The organism is Microbacterium sp. CPCC 204701, from assembly GCF_004010105.1.
Classification (GTDB): domain Bacteria; phylum Actinomycetota; class Actinomycetes; order Actinomycetales; family Microbacteriaceae; genus Microbacterium.
Map to the genome: position 1 here is coordinate 1 of NZ_RRYE01000415.1, position 2,462 is coordinate 2,462.

2 protein-coding genes are annotated in these 2,462 nt (G+C 70.8%); one reads left to right on the forward strand and one right to left on the reverse strand.

Translation table 11 applies throughout. The annotated features are described in order from the left end of the window. Window positions 1–44 precede the first annotated feature (44 nt). Window positions 45–1,652 carry a M20/M25/M40 family metallo-hydrolase gene (locus EIO58_RS16165; protein ID WP_127820350.1) on the reverse strand — a complete coding sequence of 536 codons (1,608 nt, stop codon included), beginning with the start codon at window positions 1,650–1,652 and terminating at the stop codon, window positions 45–47. A 203-nt stretch (window positions 1,653–1,855) separates the two neighbouring features. Here EIO58_RS16165 and EIO58_RS16170 point away from each other — a divergent pair. Further along, on the forward strand, window positions 1,856–2,462 hold a 607-nt coding region (locus EIO58_RS16170; protein ID WP_446723939.1), incomplete at its 3' end, for a Ppx/GppA phosphatase family protein.

The following is a 2,462-nucleotide window of genomic DNA, read 5'->3' on the forward strand; positions in this document are numbered from 1 at the left end:
GGGCCCGCCTCCGAGGGAGGCGGGCCCGTTCGCTGCGCCGGGCGTCAGCCGGCGTCGGGCGTGTGGTCGTGGCCGTGGTAGCCGCCGCCGCCGCTCGCCCACGTTCCTTCGGGACCGGCGGGCTCGGGCAGCCGCAGGCCACCCGGCACGTCGACGCCGATGACGCCGTTCACGAGCTCGGTCGAGTACCCGTACGCGAGCACCGCCAGGGCGATCGCATCGGCATTGACATCGAGCGCCTCCATGCTGATGTTGGCCAGCGTGTCGCACGCCTGGTGGTAGCAGGGGTCGAGCCATGCTCCCGCGGCTCCACCCCAGATCGCCGCCTGCTCGGCCGTCTTCTCGTCCTCGGCGCCCGTGAAGAGACCGCCCGCCGGGATGCCGGCGAGGATGAACGCCTCGTAGTCGCTGCGCCCGCTGAACTCGGCGTCGTCGTAGGGCACGCCGACGCTCGTGAAGTAGCGCTCGAACAGGTCCTCGATCTCGATGGATCCCTCCGGGACGACCACGGGGGCCTCCCATGTCGACTCGTCACCGTCGTAGACCATGAAGACGTAGTTCGGCGACGCGACCATGTCGAAGTTGAGGTACAGCGCGATGCGCTCGCGCTCCGCCTCACTGAGGCCCTCCACATAGGCGGCCGACCCGAGGAGGCCGACCTCTTCGGCACCCCACCACGCGAAGCGCACGGTGTTCTGCGGCTTCACCTTCCGCATGCTCTCGGCGATGTCCAGCAGCGCCGCGGAGCCGGATCCGTTGTCGTTGATCCCCGGGCCCGCGGGCACCGAGTCGAGATGCGCTCCCGCCATGACCACATTGTGGGGGTTGCGCCCGGGCAGCTCGGCGATCACGTTCTCCTGCGGATGGTTCTCGACGAACATGCTCACCGTGGCGGTCGATCCCGGCTGTGCCAGCGCGACGCCGCTGTCGAACGACGTGTTGATCACCGGGATGTCGAGCGCCGTGGGGTTCGCGCCGATCAGCGTGACGTTGGAGATCACGCCTTCGTTGCCCGGCGAGCCCGAGTTCATGATGACGACCGCCTCGGCGCCGGCGTTCTGGGCGTTGCGGGCCTTGATGCCGAACTCGCAGGCGCCGCGCTGGATGAGCGCGATGTCGGCGGGTCCGGAGAAGTCCAGTCCGGTGAAGTCGGCAGCCTCGCAGCCGCTCGTGCCGCCACCCGGGGTGGCGATCGCGAGGTCGACTGGGATGACGGCTCCCGCCACGGCTCCCTCCGCAGAGCCCTCGACGAAGTACCCCGCCGCACGAACGACATCGGTCGGGGCGTGCTGGTGCACGGTGGGGATCGGCACCAGGTAGTCGAACTCGTCGATCGAGACCTCCCAGCCGGCGGCCTCGAGCGTCTCGACGACGTAGTCGACGCTCGCCTCATAGCCCGCGGTGTCGGCGGCCCGGTTGCCGCCGTTGGCGTCGGCGATCTGCTGAAAGGCCTCGAGGTGCTCCAGGGCACCCTCGGCGGTCACGCACTCGAGGAGTTTTGCGACGGTGTTGTTGTTCCGTTTGTCGCACGACACTCCGGGAGCGGCGCTCGCCGCCGTCACCGGCACGAGTGCGAGTGCGAGTGCGAGGGCGGTGGCCCCGGCTGCGGTCGGCCCCACGACGCGACGCGCCGAGATGCGGGATCTGTTCATGTTCTCTCCTTGACGTTCGGCGGCCGTCGTCGGCCGTCGTATGCACGGGCATCGTCGTCGGTGCCCGCCTGCAGGGAACGGGTGCCGGATCGGCACCCTGGCGCCGAGGCTAGACCGAGCCTGCGACGCGCGGAAGATGCGGCATCCGCTTCTCATCCTGCGCTCATCCGATGCGTCGACGCATCGGCCGCTACCCTTGCACCGTGCGCCTCGGAGTCCTCGACATCGGCTCGAACACCGTCCACCTGCTGGTCGCCGATGTCCGGCCCGGAGGCCGGCCGCTTGCGACCACGAGCAAGCGCACGGTGCTGCGCCTCATGCGCTACCTCGACGCCGACGGCGCGATCACCGAGGCCGGCGTCACCGCGCTCGTCGGCGCCGTCACCGAAGCCCGCCGCATCGCGGATGCCGAGAAGGTCGACGAGCTGCTCGCGACAGCGACCTCCGCCGTGCGGGAGGCGGCGAACGGCCCAGCCGTGATCGCGCTCATCGAGCAGGCTCTCGGCCAGCCGCTGCAGGTGCTGGGCGGCGAGACCGAGGCGCGATACACCTTCCTCGCCGTGCGTCGCTGGTTCGGATGGGCCGCCGGCCAGATCCTGCTGTTCGACATCGGCGGCGGCTCGCTCGAGATCGCGGCGGGAGCGGACGAGCTGCCGGAGGCTGCGGCATCCGTCCCACTCGGCGCCGGCCGCATGACGATCCAGTTCCTGCCGGACGACCCGCCCGGCGCAGAGGCCGTCGAACGCCTGCGCACGCACGCCCGAGCGGCGCTCGCGCCGGTCGCCGAGGCGTTCGGGCCGCTGGCGCGGC

Excerpts from the sequence above, each read along its gene's own strand:
- EIO58_RS16165 (WP_127820350.1), bottom strand. The coding sequence starts at position 1,652 with ATGAACAGATCCCGCATCTCGGCGCGTCGCGTCGTGGGGCCGACCGCA.